The sequence below is a fragment of the Candidatus Enterococcus testudinis genome (assembly GCF_002140915.1).
In the GTDB taxonomy this organism is placed as follows: Bacteria; Bacillota; Bacilli; order Lactobacillales; family Enterococcaceae; genus Enterococcus_D; species Enterococcus_D testudinis.
Genome location: NZ_NGKU01000001.1, coordinates 2,833,674 through 2,851,335 on the forward strand (window position 1 = coordinate 2,833,674; position 17,662 = coordinate 2,851,335).

Genomic DNA, 17,662 nt, shown 5'->3' on the forward strand with positions numbered 1-17,662 from the left:
CTAAAATGCCCAAAAGTACATCAAAGCGATATGGATCACCAATAACAATAACGCAATCGGCGCTTGGGCCTTGATGACCCCATTGGCATCTTTCATTTCCAATAACGCCACTGGCAACGCATTAAAATTGGCTGCCATTGGTGTCAGCAATGTACCACAAAAACCAGCTGTCATCGCTAAGGCACCTGCCACCACAGGGTCACCACCTTGTGCAATCACAAACGGCACGCCGATACCGGCAGTAATAACAGTGAAAGCCGCGAAACCATTCCCCATGATCATCGTGAAAATCATCATACCCAAACAATATGCCACAACACCTGCCAAGCGATTCCCCTCTGGGACAACACCTGAAATTCCTTGAGAGATGACATCACCGACACCTGCTGCATTGAAAATCACACCTAATGCCGCCAATAGTTGTGGTAAGATTCCTGCTGTACCTACTTGACGCAGCATCCGATCAGAATCATCCAACACAGTTTGCGGTTTCGCCCCTGTGATTGCAATCGCAATCAGAAGTGCCAAAACAGACGCAATCCCGATCCCTACTTGACCACCTAACGGCGTGTATGAAATCGCGACAGCGATCACGGCCAGTGAAATACATGGGACAAAAATCAGACTGCCGATTTTCCTTGCAGATGTTTCCGCTTTTGCCTCTTCCACATCAACGATCTTACCAATTTGGACTTGTTTGAACATTGTCAAACACCCCATCAAGACAATCAATATCCCATCGATCATGTAAGGAATGAAATTACCGAAAGCAAAAACGATTCCTAATAATAACCAAAATGCAGCTGTACCCAATCGCGTCGGATGACTTGTTTCACGAAATACCCGTACCGCAGTCATAATAGCCAATAAGCCAATCAAGATATAGAAGAACTCCAAAATGTTATCGATCCATCCTGCCATCTATTTCTCCTCCTTCTTGCCGTACTTTTTCGCTAACTTCCGGTCAAATAACAAGTTTGACATCGTAGCCACAACTAACACGATCAAAGCGATCGGCAATGAAGCTTGCGACACGGCACTGGCAGCCACATCATAGCCCAAAGATTTCAATGTACCCACGATCAATAAGACGCCAGAAGCGGCCACAAAGGTATTTTGGGCAAAAAAGTTCCCAAAGTTCTCATTGGCAGCTGCCCGTGCTTTGATCTTTTCTTGGTCATCTTCATCAATCGTATCGAATTTATTCTCAGCTGCTGCTTGCGCCATCGGATTGACGATCGGGCGAATAAATTGCGTATGTCCTTGGATCCTGATAGAAAAGAAGCCAGCGACCTCCCGAATAAATAAGTACAAACTCAAAAACTTGCCTGGTGTCAGTCCTTTGATTTTTTCTATCAAAATCACCGCTTGCTGCTTCAACCCAAAGCGCTCAGACAAACCTACCATTGGCAATGTCAACAAGAACAATGTCACGAGACGATTGTTCACGAACGCTTCCCCCAGCATCGTCAAAAATTCTGGTACCGATATTCCTGACACCAATGCGGTAACTAACCCAGCAATGATCACGACAGCAATCGTATCTAGTTTCAATAAGAAACCAACTAAGATGACTAGAATACCAATCAATTTGATCCATTCCATCAAATCTTCCCCCTCAGTTATTTATAGTAAAAACCAATCTTTAGTATAATCTATTTCAAATCAGCAAAACATTGTTTTTAGAATATTCTCATGATGAATCGTTTTCTTTCTTTGTTATTAAATAAAAAAAGTGATTAGAAAAACTGGTTATAATGACAGTTTGGACCACTATAAAGCCTGTTTAAACAGGCTGTCACAACAAGTGGCATAAAAACAATGGGGCATGTTTCAATTTCTTGCAGTTTGCCAATAGAGAATATGTTTTAATACATCTATATAAAGGAGGCGCTTATGAAATTTCATTTGATCTTGAAAGAAAAAAGAAAAGAACTTGGACTGACACAAGAAGAATCGGCCGCAAAATGATCAATCAGCAGATCTGCTATTTCTAACTGGGAGATCGGACGCAATTATCCTGATATCCAAACATTGATTGTTTTGGCGGATACCTTGCAAGTATCCACTGATTATTTATTGAGGGAAGATTTAGACATAGCCCTATGACGCCAAAAAAACTTCCACTTGATCTGCTAAGTGAAAGTTTTTGTCTTCTTCTCAATGGTACGCTATCAACAATCAAAGCTTAGTTTTATAAAAACTTCATCAACGCAACAAACTAAATTTTTTTGTTGCGCTTTTCACTTTCTCACTTTCTCCATATACAGCAACACCCACAACGCCCAAACTCTTTAATTCATTGTTGGAAATATACTGTTTGTATTCAGAGAAACGATCGCTATACTGTTGTCCTTCCTTGCTGAAAACTACACAATCAATGTCCTCTATTTCTTGGATTCCTTCAGTCAAGGTCAACAAAGCAGTGGCATTCGCTTTCAACACGACGACATTATTCTTTATGCCTGCATGATTGTTTCCATTCAAATCAATGATTTCCTCGGAATCGATCATATCAGAAGTAATCGTTGACATTGCAGCTGATAAAATCGCAATGACGTTCGCTTGCTGTCCTAATGGTAGCTTCTTATCAACAATGATTGCTGTTCGATTCATTCTTTTCCTCCTTTTCCGTTTTTTATCACCCTATGACAGTATTTGCTGCGCTGATGCCTTGGTTACTGTGTATCAGAGGATATAAAATTTGAAGATTCTGATAATTGAGTTGAGATTTAAGAATAATATATCATTTGATTCACAAAAAATCAAATCTATTAGGAATTATGAATGTTAAAGACAAAAAAGAAGCGTGCTAAAAAACACTACTTCTTCTTGCGTGGATGCTATTTTTAAGCAGTCGCCTGCTCTTTCATCTGTTTGCTTCGCAATTGGCCACAGGCTGCATCGATATCTGTCCCATGTTCTTTACGGATCACGCAGTTGATGCCATTCTTTTTCAAAATGTCATAAAAGGCCGCGACGTCTTCTTTTTTGCTGCGGGCGTATTGATCATGCTCGCTGACGGGGTTATACGGAATCAAATTGACATAGGTCAACTTTTTCTTATCCTTCAATAATGCTGCCAACTCCCGCGCGTGTTCAGGTCGATCGTTGACATGGTCCAGCATAATGTATTCGAACGTGATGCGCCGATTGGTTTTTTCCAGATAATAATCAACTGCTGCCATCAATTTTTCGATTGGGAAGCTGCGGTTGATCCGCATCATCGATGTCCGCACGTCATTATTCGGCGCGTGTAATGAGATAGCTAAATTGACTTGCAAACCATTTTCTGCGAACTCTCTGATTTTGTGCGCCAACCCACTTGTTGAAACGGTGATATGGCGGGCACCGATTGCTAGTCCTTTGGGATCGTTGATAATATGCAAGAAACGCATCACGTTGTCATAATTATCGAAAGGTTCACCGATCCCCATGACCACCACATGAGAAACCCGTTCTTCTTGCTGGCGTTCATCAAAGTAATGCTGCACCAACATGATCTGCGCCACAATCTCACCAGCTGTAAGATCTCGCTGCTTTTTCAGCAAACCACTGGCACAAAATGTACAGCCGATATTACAACCGACTTGGGTCGTGACACAAACAGACATACCGTACTCTTGACGCATCAAGACCGTTTCGATCATATGGTTATCTGGCAATTGGAACAGGTATTTGACAGTGCCATCACTGGCTTCTTGCACGATTACTTGCTTCAAAGGGTTGATGACAAATGCATGCGTCAATTTTTCAATCAAACTTTTTGGCAAATTGGTCATATCCGCAAAGGTCATCACGCGTTTTTCATACAGCCATTCCCAAATCTGATTGGCCCGAAATTTCTTTTCATTTTGTTCATTAAGCCACAAAGACAAAGATTCTTTGGTTAATCCATAAATAGAAGGGTTCACAATTTTTCCTCTTTTCAAACTAGTCGCTACATACTATAACTGAAATGATAGGCAAAAGCAACCTGCTGTCTAAGCATTTACGCAAGTTTTAAACACAGTAGAATCAAAAGATACATCCTGCACAAATGAAAGCGTGTGTGTTCCTTGAATGGATATAAGAAAAAAACTGCTTCCGTCTATTGAACAGCAGCAGTTTCCATCAGCAAAACCGATCAGAATACAAAAGAGCGGACTTTGCCGTCTAGCGCAACCAATTCTCCCCGCATAGGCGGTTTGATTTGCAGATATAATTGTAAGCTTAATTCTAGTGTCACTTGCTGACTTCCTTGTTGGAAAACACCATAATAGCGACTTTGACCATTTGTTTCTTCGTATGTATGACTGACGAGGTAATAACCCCTGACTGCTTCTTGCTGCTTCTTAGATTCAAATAGGAAGCGACGCAAATGTTGATAAGTAAAAATAAATAAGCACAAAATCACGACAACTACAAATAAATAACCAAGCATCTTTTCTTCCTCAAACCTGGATCGTTGACGGTGTATACGCCGTTTCGACCCCAATGCTGACCATTAATGCCGCATTGACTTCACCCATGATTTTTTCATCTAGATGACAGACTTTTTCTTTTAACCGACACTTGTCGATCGTTCGAATCTGCTCCATCAAAATCACTGAATCTTTGCCAATCCCTGTACAATCTGATGAAATACCAATATGTGTTGGCAATTTCGGTTTGGCCATTTTTGCAGTGATTGCGGCAATGATCACGGTGGGGCTAAAATGATTCCCCAGATCGTTTTGAATGATCAATACCGGACGAATCCCACCTTGTTCTGAGCCGATAACAGGTGAAAGATCCGCAAAATAAATATCTCCTCTTTTTACCATAGGACCACCCTAACTTTTGTATTCTCGCGGCACCCGCGATGACAATGTACATGCAACTTCATAATGGATCGTATCTAATTGATCGGCCACGTCTTGCATGGTGATCTGTTGCCCCTGATTTTCGCCGATCAACGTGACCTTCGTACCGACTGGCATCTCTCTTGGCAAGCGAATCATCAATTGATCCATACAGACACGGCCAACGATCTCGCAATACTCACCTTCCACCAATACTGAGAAACCTTGCATCTTGCGCAACCAGCCATCAGCATACCCAATCGGTACTGTCCCGATCCATTCCTGCTGCGGCGTGATATATGTTTCACCATAGCCAATACCAGATCCTTTTTCAAGCAATTTCACTTGGATCAAGGCTGAAACCAAAGATAAGGCCGGTTTTAACTCAAACGGTGCAGCCAACGCATGCCCCGAAGGATTCAAGCCATACATTGCGATACCATATCGAATCATATTGCCGACGGCTTGCTCATGCCATAAAGCAGTCGCACTGTTGCCTGTATGTATATATTTCGGCAAATGCGGCAATGCAGTTAAGACTTCTTGAAAGAAAAGATGCTGCTGCTGCCAATAAGCCGTATCTGCTTGGTCGGCCGTTGAAAAATGAGTGAAAACCCCTTCCCATTCAAAGGCCTCATGCGCCTCTACCCATGAAGCAGCTTCAGCAACTGCCTGTGCATCCAAGAAGCCGATTCGCCCCATCCCTGTATCTACTTTGATATGGACCTTTAACGGACGCGTTAAAGCTACATTTGCCAGATAGCTTTCAGCTTCTTGCAACCATTCTTGGCTGGCAACAGGGAAAGAAAAATCATAGGTTGCCAAAAGCGGCGTATCTGAGACTGCCACCACGCCTAACAACAAAATGGGCGCAACAATACCAGCTTCTCGCAACTCGATGCCTTCATCGATCGTTGCCACACAAAAACCGGTAGCACCACCATTAGCCGCAGCCCGTGCTGTTTCTACTGCACCGTGGCCATAGCCATTGGCTTTGACCACCGCAAACAATGCGGTGTCTTGGGGAAGCCTTGCTCGTTCGTTTTTGATATTTGCTGTGATTGCCGTGGTATCGATAATCGCTTTTGTCGGTCTATGACGTGCAACAACCATCTATGATTCCTTCTTTCTCAAACAGTGTCAAATTCATTTTTTTCATTTTATGCTACAGGTGGCATTTCTAAAATCATCTGGGCAAAAGCCGTATCATTGGTATGGGTGATACTGACAAATATCAAATCTAATGGATACGGTGCTTTAGTGACTACCGGGGCTCCTGCTTCATTGGACAAAATCTCCAAGTCATGAAAAGATACCTGGCCGATCCCTGTGCCCCAAGCTTTCGAGAAGGCTTCTTTACAGGCATAGCGTCCTGCCAGAAACTCCACTTGCCGTTTCAATGGCAAATTGCTGAACAGTGCCATTTCCGCTTCTGTCAAAATCCTTGCAACAAAGCGAGGCTTTTGCTCAATCAATGCTTTGATTCGCGGCAATTCCACCGCATCGATACCGATTCCTTTGATCATCTTTGTCTTCTCTCCAACTATTTTTACGCTTCACTGTATAGATTACGCGCAACCACTTCAACTAGTTACCATTCTACCAAAAAATCGGCGAAATACCATGCCAAACTATATTCTTTACCATTTGATTATAAAATGCGCTGCCAATCGCGGGTAAAGCGCAAAAAAAATGCCATAAGACGAATGGCACCGACAGGTCTTAAAGACGATTCTTTAAGAGCTGCCAGCATCCATTGCCTTATGACACGATGTTTCTGCTATTAATCTTGGTTATTGCGGATCACAAAACCGCGTTTTTTGTCGTTGCTGCGGCGGTTGTTGCGTTTGGCACCATCTTTGCTGTAATTGCCGCGGGCTTTATTGCCGCCGCCATCTTTGCTGTAGCTGCCATTGCCGCCACGGCTGCCGCCGTCTTTACGGTTGCGGTTGCCGCCGTTGTTGTTGCTGCGGCGACCATTTTTGTTACCAAATGATTTTTTGCCTTGAGGAAGCGGACGTTCTGGCGTAATTTTAACTGGTACTTGATCAGTCGGATCTTTCGCCAATGTTTTTAACAACAAAGCTGCTAAATCTTGCGCTGAGTAGCGTTCAACCAAATCATCTGCAGCTGCCAAATAGTTGTCTAATCCATTTTCATCCATCTTGGTTTCTACCGCTTCTAATGCCGCACCTAATTGACCTTTGAAGGCTTCTTTTTCGGTTGGCGGACGAAGAGGTGTCATCCGTTTTTTGGTTAAATTTTCAATGACATGCAAGTAGCTCATTTCATTTGGTGTCACAAATGTCACAGACATGCCGCCTTTACCTGCACGGCCAGTACGACCGATCCGATGCACGTAGCTTTCAGGGTCTTGTGGAATATCATAGTTGTATACATGCGTGACGCCTGAGATATCTAAACCGCGGGCAGCGACGTCTGTTGCAACCAGAATATCTAAATTGCCGCTCTTAAATGAACGCAAAACGCTCATCCGTTTCTGTTGAGAAAGGTCACCATGGATACCTTCAGCTTTATAGCCGCGGGCTTCTAAACCACGAGCCAATTCATCTACACGACGTTTGGTACGACCAAAGACGATTGTTAATTCTGGTGTTTGGACATCCAATAAACGAGTCATCACATCAAATTTTTCAAAGTCTTTCGAGCGTACATAATATTGATCGATCAAATCGGCAGTCATTTCTTTGGCTTTTATTTGGACGTGTTCAGGTTCTTTCATGAACTTGACACCAATATTTTTGATAGCTGGAGGCATCGTTGCTGAGAACAATAGTGTTTGACGTACATCAGGTACTTGGCTGATGATTTTTTCAATATCTTCCAAGAAGCCCATGTTCAACATTTCGTCTGCTTCATCTAATACAAGGGTTTCAACCGTACCTAATTTCAAGGTGTGGCGGTTGATGTGGTCCAACATACGTCCTGGTGTACCCACAACGATATGTGGACGGTCTTTCAATTGACGGATTTGGCGGCCGATATCAGCACCACCGTAGACAGCTTGGACACGAATTTTTTTGTCTTTCCCTAAACGATACAACTCTTCTTGGGTTTGGATCGCTAATTCACGGGTCGGCGCAATCACTAAACCTTGTAATTGTTGGTTTGTCGGGTCAATTTTTTCTAGCATTGGCAAACCGAATGCAGCAGTTTTACCAGTACCAGTTTGTGCTTGACCAATCACATCTTTGCCTGCTAAGGCTAACGGAATCGTTGCTTCTTGAATGGGTGTTGCTTCTTCAAAGCCGGCACGCTCAACAGAAGTCAATAATTCGTTGGATAATTCTAGATCTTTAAATTTCAAATGGATCCTCCTATTTGGTCATCCTACAGATGCCTGTTTTTATCATTGAAGCGTAGTTAGTTCTTCACGAAACACAAGAGCAGTCCAGTTACTCTTATCTTTCTCTTGGTACCGAAAAACCGCTTCTCGAAGGCATTATAAAAGGCTAAAACAAAAAATATATGCTTCAGCCATCATTTATCTCAAAACGTCAATGTTTTTTTACAGTAATCATTCTGTGCTTCATCTTTCGGCGTTAGATTAGTATAGCATAATTTGAAAGTTTCAGCAAGATTTCAATTCTGTTTTACATTTCCTTTAATGATTCCACCACTTCACTCAATCCCATTCCATTGCTACCTTTGAGTACAACACTATCTGTGGGGGTTAAAGTTTTTATTAAGGCCTTGATCAACGCAGCTTTTTCCTCTTTGGCAAAAAGATAGACCTGCCCAGAAAATGCAGTCTCGCTTAAACGTTGCTGTAAAGCATGCATGTCAGAACCATATAAGAAAATGATCTGGAAGGCATCATCGATATGCTCCGCCATACTGGCATGCATTTTTCCACTATCAGGACCTAATTCCAGCATATCTGCCAGCACCGCAATGCGTCGGCCTTTCACTGGCAGTTTTTTGAAACTATCCAATACCAAGCCCATTGCTGTTGGATTGGCATTGTAGACATCACTTAATAGAGCCGCCCCATTGCTGGCTTCAAGCCATTGCGTGCGATTTTTGGTTAATTGGAAACCCGCAAGTCCTGCTTGGATCGCTGCTTCAGGGACATCAAAATATCGCCCCATGCCGATCGCAATCAGCGCATTTTTGACATTATAACCACCAATCACAGGAATCGTGTAGTGGACGCCATCTACTGCAAAGACTGTTTCTTGTAGTGCTTCATCTAAAATCGTTCCCTGCAAAGCCCCTTTTTTCAGACCAAAGGTTTCTATTGTCTGCGTCAAACGTGAGACATAGGGTTCCAGCAGCGGTTCATCTGCCGGTACCATCATAAAGCCATCTTTTTTCAGGCCGGCGGTGATTTCCATTTTGGCTTTGGCGATGCCTTCTCTTGAACCGAGATTTTCGATATGCGCCTCACCAATCAGCGTGATTGCTGCTGCATCTGGTTCTGCCAATAAAGACAATACTTCGATCTCACCTGCATGATCCATGCCCATTTCCAAAATCAATACTTCTGTGTCTGCTGGCGCATGGAGAATCGTCAACGGCAAGCCCAGTTCATTGTTATGGTTCCCTTGGGTCTTATATGTCTTATAAGTTTGTGCCAACACAGCATCGACCATATCTTTCGTCGTCGTTTTGCCATTGCTGCCGGTGATACCGATGATTTTCGGATTGATTTTTTCTTTGTACATTTTGGCCAATGCTTGAAACGCCTGTACAGTATCCTTCACACGGATCACCACCATATCATGAGGAGGTTCGATCGTCTGATGACTCCAAAGCGTAGCAATCGCACCATTATCTTTGGCTTGTTGGGCAAATTCATGCCCATCGCGCGCCCCGGCTAGTGGGACAAACAGGCTATTTTCTTTGATCAAGCGGCTATCAAATTCAACAGAACTGATCACAGTAGATCCATTGTGGACTTGATCAAATAAAGCAGCGACTTCTTTTATCGTTACGTTCATTGTTTTTTCTCCTTTGGTTAAAAAAAAGAAAGCCAAGGATCGCTTCAAGTATTTTCCTTGAGTTGAGTTGGCTTTCTTTCTTATTATTCGACGTTGGTCAAAAATGCCCGTCGTTGATTAAAACGGTTCATCCCTAATTGGATCAACTCTTCAATCAGATCACCGTAAGGCAATCCGGTTTTTTCCCATAAAAGAGGGTACATGCTGAATTCTGTGAATCCAGGCATGGTATTCAATTCATTCAAGAACAGTTCATTTTTGTTGGTCAAAAAGAAATCACAACGGCTCAGTCCGCTGCCTCCCAGCATCGTGTAAGCTTTCTTGGCGAACGCCTGAGCTTTGGCTTGCGTTTCATCTGGAATCTGTGCAGGAATCTGCATCTCGATCTGATTATCGATATATTTGGAATTATAATCATAAAAAGCGACATCTTTGACGATTTCACCTGGCATGGTCGTGCGGACATCTTCATTTCCCAAGACAGCCACTTCGATTTCTCTGGCTTCAATGCCTTGCTCCACGATCGCCCGGGTATCATAGCGATACGCTTCTTGCAGTGCATTCTGTAATTCTTCTCGGTTTTCAGCTTTAGAAATACCGACACTTGACCCCATATTCGCAGGTTTGACGAACATTGGATAGAGCAGACTGCCTTCACATTGATCAAAGATATTTTTAGGATTTTCTTTCCAAGCATTTTTTAGCACAGGCACATAAGGCACTTGTGGAATACCTGCCGCTTGCAGAATATATTTGGTCATGATTTTGTCCATACCGCAAGCACTCGTTAAGACACCGGCTCCGATGTAAGGCATGCCGATCGTTTCTAGAAACCCTTGGATCGTACCGTCTTCACCATTTGGCCCATGCAGTAATGGAAAAACAATGGCATCTTCTTCATAGATAGCCCCTGGTTGAATAGCCTCGCCTTTGGTTTCACCGGTCAAGTCCAGTACCTCTTTAGATGCAGGTGCTTCTGTCAGCAACGGACCTTTCAACCATTGTCCCTCTTTAGTGATCATTACTAATTGCACTTGGTAGTAAGTATAATATACAGCATTAACAACTGAAAAAGCGGATAGCAGCGACACATCGTGTTCCGCACTGCGTCCCCCATATAATAAGATGATTTTCAAAAGAATTTCCTCCTGTATTGATTGTTTCTACCAAACTAAGTCTTCCACATTTTAGCATAAAAACAGAAAATCAGCACTAAATCTTCGTCAAAAATCTTTTGCGATTGCTTCGTATACGAGTCACCAGTTGAATAATTTGCGATTTGTCAGTAAGATGACTATATCAAGGAATGATTATCGAGGTGAAATCAATGACAAATGAAACGATTCCGTCCAGGCGGATCCGCTTGAAGCAAATTATACAAGTCTTTATGAAATATAAAGTGCTGCAAAATATCAGCAAACAGCAACATCCAGAAATGGTTCGGCAAGCGTTCGAAGAATTGGGGCCAACCTTTATCAAAATCGGGCAAATGTTGTCTGTACGGACTGATCTATTAGCCCCTGATTTTGCGGCTGCCTTCAAACAACTACAAGACAACGTCAAAAGCGATCCTTTCGACGCCGTCAAAGAATTGGTTGAAGCAGAACTACAACAACCTTTGACCGCTGTATTTGCTTCCTTTGATCAACTGCCCGTCGCCTCTGCCTCCATTGGTCAAGCCCACCACGCTGTCTTGCTTTCCGGTAAAGAAGTCATCGTGAAAGTCCAACATCCTGGGATCATCGCAGCCATCGAAGTCGATTTAAACTTGTTTGAAAAAGCGATTCCGCTGATTCGTTCAGTACCTGAAGCAAATGTTGTCGATTTGAAGAGTGTGCTGGCCGAAGTTCGCCGCTCATTGGCCAATGAAACAAACTTTTTGCAAGAGATGACCAATGCCCAAGAATTTTATCGCGACAATCAGCAAGACCCGCAATTGTCGATTCCTAAAGTCTATCCCCAATGGTGTACGCAAAAGGTCTTAGTCATGGATTACATGTCTGGCGAAAGTTTGAATTGCTTATTGACGAAAGATGACCAAGCATTTGTATACGACAATCAAAGGGTCAAAGATGTCAAAAAAGAGATTGGCACATTGTTAGTCAAAAATTTTATGAAACAAGTATTCGAAGATGGATATTTCCACGCCGACCCACATCCTGGAAATATCTTTCTCCATGTCTTTGCCGATCAAGCACATCGACCGCATCCCTTTCACTTAAAACAACGGGTTGGCGTGCTCGGTGGTGTAGACTATGCATTGAAATGGCAAGATGAAACAGTCCTGCCGCCTTATCAAGTGATTTTCTTGGATTTTGGTATGATGGGCCACTTGGATCAATCGTTGCGCAGCAGGCTGGCTGACGCCTTGATCGCGCTCTATACGCAAGATACCCAAGAAGTAGGCAAAGCTGTCTTGCGCTTATGCGGCAACCAAGGGAGTGCCTTCGATGAAGTGGTGTTCTATCAAGATTTGCAACGCTTTGTCGAAAATTATTACAATATGCCGTTAAAAGAGATCGATCTTCAAAAAGTGATGGGACAAGTCATCAAAATCTGCTATGACAATCACTTACAGATGAATCGAGATATCACCTTGCTGATCAAAGCGTTCGGCACCCTAGAAGGAGTCATCAAAGCGCTGGATCCTGATTTATCCATGATGGAAGTTACGCAGCCTTTCGCCCAAAAATATTTCTTGGCCCAATTCGATATCGCTGAAGAATTAAAGAAAAGTACGCTTGCTACGGCCAAAAGTATCCGTGCCCTCAGTCGTATCCCAGATCGCGCAATGGCGGTATTGGATACCTTCGCTACCGGCAAACATCGCTTGAACGTCGAGATCCGTGAACAAAAACAATTATTGGATCGCTTGGATAAAATGGTCAATCGAATCGTGATTGGCGTCATTTTGGCAGCAGTGATCTTAAGTTCTTCTTTGCTGGTCGTTGCGAGTCCTGAAAATGGCAGTTTCGTGCATCGAATGGGCATTTTTGGGTTTTGTTTGGCCTTTATCGCTTGTCTGTTATTGGCTGGCAAATATTTTTATGATCATTTTCGCACACACGAATAAAAGACCGTCAAACACAATCGTTACTGACTGCTGTTTGACGATCTTTATTTTGTCTTCATTTCTTTGATAGCCGCTTCAAATACTGTTTCAAAGTGCTGCCGATCTTCTTTCGTAAAGGGTCTCGGCCCCTTGGTGCGTTTCCCAGCTTTGCGCATTTGGGCACCTAAATAGCGCTGGCCCAATAAGAAATCAATGGTTTCTTTCAAATATTCCGAGCCATTATGATGAAACACCCGCGCCGATTTCGGCAAGACCAAAGAGGCCAATCCATAATCTTGCGTCACTAGTAAATCACCCGCTTGGATCTCTTTGACGATCTCATAGTCGGCCCGGTCAGAACCTTTATCAACATAGATAAATTGGACATGTGCCGGAAATTCTTTTTTGGTGTAATGATCGACGCTCGTGACGATCACGACTGGCACATGATACTTCGCACCAAGAGTGATCACTTCGTTTTTGACCGGCGATCCATCTCCATCAATCAACAGTCGCATACATGTCTACCTCGCTTTTTTTCTATATTGTACGGTTCATTTGGCGATTATGCAAGCAGAGGTATTGCCAGACAGTCTACCCTCTGACAATACCTCTGCTGCATGATTTAAGTTGCTGGCTCAATGATCGAAAACTGACGATCCTTTAATTCATAAACAACATCGCAAGCTTTTGCTACATCTTGCTCATGTGTCACCAAAATAATACATTTGTTCTGCTCATGGGCAATTTCTTGGAATAGTTTGACGATGTCTTTTGACGTTGTTTCGTCTAGATTTCCGGTTGGTTCATCGGCAACGATCAGTTCGTGTTCACAACACAGGGCGCGCACGATTGCTACCCGTTGCTGCTGTCCACCTGATAACAGCGTGACCTTTTTCATTGCCAATTCTTCTGTGATCCCAACTTTGGCTAAGTTTGCCAGCGCATAGGCTTTTTTATCTGTTTGCTGTGATTTTGCGATAGCCATCGCCGTCGTCACATTGTCTAATGCCGACATATATGGCAACAAATTATACGCTTGGAAAACGATCGACACGTCTTTGCGACGATATTCTCGCAAGCCGATTTTGGCTAATGTTTCTTCATTGTATAAAATCTTGCCCTCTTTTGGCGTATCCAGACCGGTGATCAATGATAAAAACGTGGTCTTACCCGAGCCGCTTGAGCCCAAAATCGCATACATCTTCCCTGGTTCAAACGTTACATCCACTTGACGAAACAACGCTTCTGCCTCTGTTTGGTACCAATAGCCCAACTGTTCTGTTCGTAATGTCATGATATCCCTCCTATGAAACCAAGATTTTTTTCGGATTTAGGCGTAAAATGCCGGCCGAAGAAAGAATGATCGAGCCAAAGCTGATCCCTAAGCCCATCAATGCCAGTAAACCGATTTCTTCTGCTGAAACAGTGATGTCTAATGATTGTACTTCTTCAGATTGGGTAAATGAAGGGAATCCGCCCCCATTGCCCATCTGCTGCATATCACCGCCGCCACCGCCAGGGCCGCCATTGGTCGTTTCTTGATTGGTGGTTGTTTCTGTTTGCTGTGCCAGCAACTGTTCACCCACGACATTGCCGACAAGGTTTCCGCTCGCCGCAGCGATCCCTAAGGCAAAAATCATACAAATAAACATTTCAGTGAAAAATTGGAAGATCACTTTTGCGCGAGATTCGCCCAATGACAGCAAGACACCAATCTCATAGCGTCTTTCACGAATCGACATCATCACGATCAATGTCAAAATGATCACACCAGCTGCTGCCACCAAAATAATGATATTTTTGGCAAAACTAGCCACATTGTTCAAAGGTGTCAAGAGTGATTGATATTGTTGGTCGTTGGATTGGATACTATACGTATCCGTATCGATCAAATCTTCTGCTTCGGCCACAAACGCATCCATTTCTGAAGGATCGCTCAATGTGTACGTTGCGGAATCAATCGTATCCTCATTGCCGCTCAATGTATTCGCCAACGTATAAGAAGCAAAAATCGTGTTGGCTGGATTCAAGAAACGAAACATCTGGCTCATGCTATTGCCAACTTCTGAGGTTTCATAGATCCCTTTGATCGTGACTTCCACCTCATTGTCATCACTATCGGTAATCGTAAATGTATCCCCAACAGCAAGGTCATTGGCTTCGGCTAATGTTGATTCGATCACCACGTTGTTGGTGCCTTCATCTTCTGCAGTAATGCCTTCACCATCTGTCAGAGATGCCGTGCCTTCTGAAAAACTTGAGTAGGCAGCGCTGGTGGATACCCCAGTGATTTGGAAATCACCAGAACTCATTTCGCCACCTTGCATCCCACCGCCAGGCATCCCACCCATTTGGTTGGTGTCTGCGCTTGAATCAGAGGTCGCTGTATCCGTGTCTGAACTAGAGATTGCTTCGATCCCGCTGACTGCATCTGCGGAGGTACTGACTTCAAAACTATATGAAGCGACACCATCTAAGTCTGCTATTGCTTGGGCATCATCGATGGCAACAGGCGTTGATTGGAAACTGCCTGGACTCGGACGAGACTCTTCACTATCACTATCCGAAGAATCGGTTCCTTGTTGAAATGCTTGTTCTCGGTTGGCTTGTAATGTCACAGTTGCCCCCACACTCTTCTGGGCATTTTCTGTTGCAACCAAAGCAGCACTTCTAATGGTCAAACCCGCTAATACAAAAATCAAAATTGCTGAAAAGACAGCGATCAGCAGAATCGTTCTGCCTTTTTTTGCCCACACACTTTGCAGACCTCGCTTAAAAAAATTCATGGCGCTTCCTCCTATATCTAACGTACACCGACTATACTTTGTTTAGCTTAATAGAAACTTAAAGCCACAAAAAAGTGACAGAACAAAAGTTGATCCGTCGATCACTTTTATTCTGTCACGCTTTTTGTGTATCACGGCATAGCTTCTACAACAGCTTTAACGGCCAAATCCGCCGCCACCCATTTGGTTGGTGGATGCTGTCTCACCAGATTGCGTCAAATTCGCAATCGTATCTGTGACAGACAATGTCCCTAGTTCTGTACTGTCAGTCACCGTACCGCCAGCGTAATAGCCATAGGTCGATGCACCATCATTACTACCGCCACTCACCAATGTATAGCTGCTGTCAGTCATATCTGGTGTTGAGATCACAACATGTTGATAGGCTTTACTAGGTGCATATGAAACGATGGCATTGCCGTCACTATCCAGCAGTGTTACCAAGTTATCCGCCGCTTGAGACTGGTCAAAGGTGATTGCGACAGATTGTTGTGTGCCATCGCTGACATTCATCGCCATATCCGTTGTACCAGCAGCCAACAAGACGCCACCTGTGAGCTCAAACGTGCCATTATAATCTAACGCACCATTCCCGCCTGTTGTTGGACCATCGACGATTGCCGTGCCGCCACTCATCGTGACATTGCCGTTACTATCAATGCCATCACCTTCGGCATCAACTACTAATGTACCACCTGTGATATTGACCAATTTGCTATCATCCGCTTCATCGCCGCCACCAGGTTGTCCGCCGCCAAAGCTGTCTTGACCGAATTGCCCTGTGCCTTCATCGGTATCACTACCACCACCAGCATTGACACCATCATCACTAGACACCACTTGGGTCGTCCCGCCGGCAATATTGATGACACTTGCTTCCAACCCTTCATAGGATTGTTCAATGGAAATATCACCATCATTGATCGTTAATTCATTGTCTGCATGGATGCCATCATCACCGCTATTGGCTGTGATCGTCCCACCGGAAATCGTGATCGTATCATTGGTGTGCAAACTATCATCTGCACTATCGATGGTATAAGTCCCACTACTGATGACCATTGCCCCACCAGCTTTCAATCCTTTATAACTTTCATCTGTACTGATAGATTGGCTTTGGGCACCATCTGCCGTTTGAATCGTGATATCGGCATTTTGCATACTCAAATTGGTTTCAGCCTGGATGCCGTCACGGCCACTTTGGATAGTGAATGTCCCCCCATCGATCGCGACATATCCTTTTGCTGTATCTTCAGTATTGTTGGCTTGGATACCATCACCTTCTTCAGTGGTCAATGTATACTGACCTGCTAAGATCGATACTGAATCTTTCCCTTTGATAGCATTGTTTTTGGCAGTGATCTCATAGGTACCGCCAGCCAAAACCAAATCGTCTTTGCTGCGGATCCCATTGCTATAATTGCCAGTGATCACCAACGTACCATCCCCGTTGATCGATAAGTCTTCTTTACTATAGAATGTGGCATCAGGCTCCGTTTCTCCGTCTGCCAATGTATAGTCGCTGCCATCTGTCAATGTATTCGTCGTATCAGTGGCCAATGTCGTGATCACTTTTTCAGCTTGTTCTACCACAACAGCAGCGCCAGAATCGTTGGTGATTGTGACACCATTGAAGAGCAAATGAACTTTGGCTTCTTTGTCAACATTTACCACCAATTGCCCATTGCTTAGGGAACCGCTAACGACATACGTCCCTTCTTGGGTGATCGTGACCGTTTGGCCATCAACCGTCACGCCATCTGCAGCTTGCGTTGCATCATCATCCAAAGTAATCGTTGTCGCAGAGGATGCATCATAGGATGCATCCACATCTTCTTCTTCATACGTGCCATAATAATCAGTTGTATCATCTAAGGTTGTTGACACATTGGTGACTGCTGCTGAACCAGTCGTCGCTGCAGCTGCTGTTGCGCTCGTACTTGTACTGGACGTTGTATCTGATTGGGCACAGGCCCCTAATAGTAACGTGGATAGTAATAATGGATAAATGATTTTCTTCATCAAAAATTCCTC

At 43.7% G+C, this 17,662-nt stretch carries 17 protein-coding genes; 2 read left to right on the top strand and 15 right to left on the bottom strand.

Features of this window, described 5'->3' with window-relative positions:
• A complete protein-coding gene (locus A5886_RS13765) occupies positions 1 to 921 on the bottom strand; it encodes a DUF979 domain-containing protein (protein ID WP_086275657.1) in 921 nt (306 codons plus the stop codon).
• Positions 922 to 1,605 (bottom strand): DUF969 domain-containing protein, encoded by a 684-nt coding sequence (locus A5886_RS13770; protein ID WP_086275658.1) that lies wholly within the window; start codon positions 1,603 to 1,605, stop codon positions 922 to 924. It lies immediately after the preceding gene.
• A gap of 369 nt (positions 1,606 to 1,974) precedes the next feature.
• Between A5886_RS13770 and A5886_RS16110 the strand changes: the two genes are divergently transcribed.
• Entirely contained in the window at positions 1,975 to 2,109 is a 135-nt protein-coding gene (locus A5886_RS16110) for a helix-turn-helix domain-containing protein (RefSeq protein WP_256926257.1), read from the top strand.
• Positions 2,110 to 2,208: 99 nt separating this feature from the next.
• Here the strand turns inward: A5886_RS16110 and A5886_RS13780 are convergent, their stop codons facing one another.
• The 9 genes from A5886_RS13780 to A5886_RS13820 form a co-directional block, all read right to left on the bottom strand.
• On the bottom strand, positions 2,209 to 2,616 hold the full coding sequence (locus tag A5886_RS13780) for a DUF2000 domain-containing protein (RefSeq protein WP_086275659.1): 408 nt from the start codon (positions 2,614 to 2,616) through the stop codon (positions 2,209 to 2,211).
• Between the two features lie 233 nt (positions 2,617 to 2,849).
• Positions 2,850 to 3,917 (bottom strand): dual-specificity RNA methyltransferase RlmN, encoded by a 1,068-nt coding sequence (gene rlmN, locus A5886_RS13785; protein ID WP_086276073.1) that lies wholly within the window; start codon positions 3,915 to 3,917, stop codon positions 2,850 to 2,852.
• 209 nt (positions 3,918 to 4,126) lie between these two features.
• The gene (locus A5886_RS13790) at positions 4,127 to 4,423 is read right to left on the bottom strand and encodes a hypothetical protein (protein ID WP_086275660.1); all 297 of its coding nucleotides are present in this window, start codon (positions 4,421 to 4,423) and stop codon (positions 4,127 to 4,129) included.
• A 10-nt stretch (positions 4,424 to 4,433) separates the two neighbouring features.
• Positions 4,434 to 4,805 (bottom strand): type II toxin-antitoxin system PemK/MazF family toxin, encoded by a 372-nt coding sequence (locus tag A5886_RS13795; RefSeq protein WP_086275661.1) that lies wholly within the window; start codon positions 4,803 to 4,805, stop codon positions 4,434 to 4,436.
• Positions 4,806 to 4,814: 9 nt separating this feature from the next.
• A complete protein-coding gene (gene alr, locus A5886_RS13800; protein WP_086275662.1) occupies positions 4,815 to 5,936 on the bottom strand; it encodes an alanine racemase in 1,122 nt (373 codons plus the stop codon).
• A gap of 47 nt (positions 5,937 to 5,983) precedes the next feature.
• Entirely contained in the window at positions 5,984 to 6,349 is a 366-nt protein-coding gene (gene acpS / locus A5886_RS13805; protein ID WP_086275663.1) for a holo-ACP synthase, read from the bottom strand.
• 257 nt (positions 6,350 to 6,606) lie between these two features.
• On the bottom strand, positions 6,607 to 8,151 hold the full coding sequence (gene cshA, locus A5886_RS13810; RefSeq protein WP_086275664.1) for a degradosome RNA helicase CshA: 1,545 nt from the start codon (positions 8,149 to 8,151) through the stop codon (positions 6,607 to 6,609).
• A gap of 286 nt (positions 8,152 to 8,437) precedes the next feature.
• Positions 8,438 to 9,787, bottom strand: a complete 1,350-nt coding sequence (locus A5886_RS13815) for a UDP-N-acetylmuramoyl-tripeptide--D-alanyl-D-alanine ligase (protein WP_086275665.1) — start codon at positions 9,785 to 9,787, stop codon at positions 8,438 to 8,440.
• Positions 9,788 to 9,870: 83 nt separating this feature from the next.
• Positions 9,871 to 10,923, bottom strand: a complete 1,053-nt coding sequence (locus A5886_RS13820; RefSeq protein ID WP_086275666.1) for a D-alanine--D-alanine ligase — start codon at positions 10,921 to 10,923, stop codon at positions 9,871 to 9,873.
• A gap of 191 nt (positions 10,924 to 11,114) precedes the next feature.
• On the opposite strand from A5886_RS13820, the gene A5886_RS13825 reads away from it, so the two are divergent.
• On the top strand, positions 11,115 to 12,860 hold the full coding sequence (locus tag A5886_RS13825) for an ABC1 kinase family protein (RefSeq protein WP_086275667.1): 1,746 nt from the start codon (positions 11,115 to 11,117) through the stop codon (positions 12,858 to 12,860).
• A gap of 44 nt (positions 12,861 to 12,904) precedes the next feature.
• Here A5886_RS13825 and A5886_RS13830 read toward each other — a convergent pair whose 3' ends face one another.
• The 4 genes from A5886_RS13830 to A5886_RS13845 all read right to left on the bottom strand — a co-directional run bounded on the left by A5886_RS13830 (position 12,905) and on the right by A5886_RS13845 (position 17,650).
• The gene (locus tag A5886_RS13830; protein ID WP_086275668.1) at positions 12,905 to 13,357 is read right to left on the bottom strand and encodes a YaiI/YqxD family protein; all 453 of its coding nucleotides are present in this window, start codon (positions 13,355 to 13,357) and stop codon (positions 12,905 to 12,907) included.
• Positions 13,358 to 13,464: 107 nt separating this feature from the next.
• A complete protein-coding gene (locus A5886_RS13835) occupies positions 13,465 to 14,136 on the bottom strand; it encodes an ABC transporter ATP-binding protein (protein WP_086275669.1) in 672 nt (223 codons plus the stop codon).
• Positions 14,137 to 14,146: 10 nt separating this feature from the next.
• A complete protein-coding gene (locus A5886_RS13840) occupies positions 14,147 to 15,628 on the bottom strand; it encodes an ABC transporter permease (protein WP_086275670.1) in 1,482 nt (493 codons plus the stop codon).
• A 156-nt stretch (positions 15,629 to 15,784) separates the two neighbouring features.
• A complete protein-coding gene (locus A5886_RS13845; RefSeq protein ID WP_086275671.1) occupies positions 15,785 to 17,650 on the bottom strand; it encodes a carbohydrate-binding domain-containing protein in 1,866 nt (621 codons plus the stop codon).
• Positions 17,651 to 17,662 lie beyond the last annotated feature (12 nt).

Coding starts and splice junctions, on each gene's coding strand:
- A5886_RS13795 (WP_086275661.1), bottom strand. CDS start 4,805: ATGGTAAAAAGAGGAGATATTTATTTTGCGGATCTTTCACCTGTTATC.
- A5886_RS13840 (WP_086275670.1), bottom strand. CDS start 15,628: ATGAATTTTTTTAAGCGAGGTCTGCAAAGTGTGTGGGCAAAAAAAGGC.
- A5886_RS13835 (WP_086275669.1), bottom strand. CDS start 14,136: ATGACATTACGAACAGAACAGTTGGGCTATTGGTACCAAACAGAGGCA.
- A5886_RS13830 (WP_086275668.1), bottom strand. CDS start 13,357: ATGCGACTGTTGATTGATGGAGATGGATCGCCGGTCAAAAACGAAGTG.
- A5886_RS13770 (WP_086275658.1), bottom strand. CDS start 1,605: ATGGAATGGATCAAATTGATTGGTATTCTAGTCATCTTAGTTGGTTTC.
- alr (WP_086275662.1), bottom strand. CDS start 5,936: ATGGTTGTTGCACGTCATAGACCGACAAAAGCGATTATCGATACCACG.
- acpS (WP_086275663.1), bottom strand. CDS start 6,349: ATGATCAAAGGAATCGGTATCGATGCGGTGGAATTGCCGCGAATCAAA.
- A5886_RS13765 (WP_086275657.1), bottom strand. CDS start 921: ATGGCAGGATGGATCGATAACATTTTGGAGTTCTTCTATATCTTGATT.
- A5886_RS13845 (WP_086275671.1), bottom strand. CDS start 17,650: ATGAAGAAAATCATTTATCCATTATTACTATCCACGTTACTATTAGGG.
- A5886_RS13825 (WP_086275667.1), top strand. CDS start 11,115: ATGACAAATGAAACGATTCCGTCCAGGCGGATCCGCTTGAAGCAAATT.
- A5886_RS13815 (WP_086275665.1), bottom strand. CDS start 9,787: ATGAACGTAACGATAAAAGAAGTCGCTGCTTTATTTGATCAAGTCCAC.
- A5886_RS13780 (WP_086275659.1), bottom strand. CDS start 2,616: ATGAATCGAACAGCAATCATTGTTGATAAGAAGCTACCATTAGGACAG.
- A5886_RS13790 (WP_086275660.1), bottom strand. CDS start 4,423: ATGCTTGGTTATTTATTTGTAGTTGTCGTGATTTTGTGCTTATTTATT.